The organism is Desulfosporosinus sp. OT (assembly GCF_000224515.1).
GTDB lineage: Bacteria > Bacillota > Desulfitobacteriia > Desulfitobacteriales > Desulfitobacteriaceae > Desulfosporosinus.
In genome coordinates this window covers 1-1130 of sequence record NZ_AGAF01000029.1, presented here as the reverse complement: position 1 = coordinate 1130, position 1130 = coordinate 1, and the positions used below count along the sequence as shown (strand labels likewise).

At 38.4% G+C, this 1130-nt stretch carries 3 protein-coding genes; all 3 read left to right on the top strand.

The genetic code is table 11. The annotated features are described in order from the left end of the window. Positions 1-342 (top strand): DNA alkylation repair protein (locus DOT_RS02690; RefSeq protein WP_009613799.1); only part of this gene is annotated, 342 nt, incomplete at its 5' end. Positions 343-706: 364 nt separating this feature from the next. Then, positions 707-889, top strand: coding sequence for a hypothetical protein (locus tag DOT_RS02685; protein WP_009613796.1), 183 nt, complete (start codon positions 707-709; stop codon positions 887-889). Between the two features lie 41 nt (positions 890-930). Further along, positions 931-1053, top strand: a complete 123-nt coding sequence (locus DOT_RS32210) for a hypothetical protein (protein WP_009613795.1) — start codon at positions 931-933, stop codon at positions 1051-1053. Positions 1054-1130 lie beyond the last annotated feature (77 nt).

The following is a 1130-nucleotide window of genomic DNA, read 5'->3' as shown; positions in this document are numbered from 1 at the left end:
CCCGAACTCTACGAAAAAATCAAAGTCTGGCTGATATCCGGCCGGACTTATACGGTGCGTTTCGGGATCGGAATGCTGATGAGCTTCTATCTCGATGACGCTTTCCGTCCGGAGATGCTTGAGCTTGTGGCAGGCATCCGGTCGGAGGAATACTATGTCAACATGATGGTCGCCTGGTATTTCGCAACAGCCTTGGCTAAGCAGTACGAAGGGACTTTGCCGTATATTCGGGAACAGCGTTTGGTGAAATGGACGCATAACAAAGCCATCCAGAAAGCGGTTGAGAGCTACCGGATCGGTGACGAGGCAAAGGTGTACCTGCGGACACTGAAAGTAAGATAAAGCACTGAATTGATGAATTCATTTGCCAGATCGTTTGGTCTGGCTTTTTTGTTTTTATTGGATTATTTTCACGATCTTGGGAGGAGACATGGGAGAGATGTGGAATTATCTTATCTTAGTAGAATATAATGTATCTCTTAAAAAGAAAGAATTAATTAAAAGACCTAGAGGATTAATCAAAGCTGGTATTTTTGGTTGAATAAGCCACTTCTTATTGTTCAAAGGAAGAATAAGAGACAAATGATATGAAATCATTATGAGCAAAAATAGTATTATTGTCTACTGGCAAAAAGAAAATTCTAATTTTACGCATTTTTTCGAGATGGACAACATTCATGGTGCCTAAAAAAGGAGGAGTTGGAAGATGTTCATTTTTCCTGCGTTTCTTTCACCAATCGAAAGTATGATCTTATTATTACCAGCTGTCGCACTACCTATGGCAGGTATAATTTTACTAGTGTGGTTCATGAAAAAGTTAATTAGCATTGATACAAATATTCGCGAAATCCGTAAGTATCTTGAAACACAGAAACACAATAAAGAATAAAGGGTTATTAAAGTGAAGGTTGTGTATCTATACATCCTTTCATGAGCCAAGATGACTTCATGCAAAATTCCATTAGTTTTATTGAGGAGCAAGATTGGTATTTTGGTGGTGGCATAGAGAATGGAACAGACAAAGAAACTTATGTGCATAATTATCTGGATTGAGATTCTCTAGACTTTAGCAGTTTCATGATTCTCGAAGCTTTTCTTCAGTAAATGCTCCTTAATTAAGCGAAAATGAT

Excerpts from the sequence above, each read along its gene's own strand:
- DOT_RS02685 (WP_009613796.1), top strand. The coding sequence starts at position 707 with ATGTTCATTTTTCCTGCGTTTCTTTCACCAATCGAAAGTATGATCTTA.
- DOT_RS32210 (WP_009613795.1), top strand. The coding sequence starts at position 931 with ATGAGCCAAGATGACTTCATGCAAAATTCCATTAGTTTTATTGAGGAG.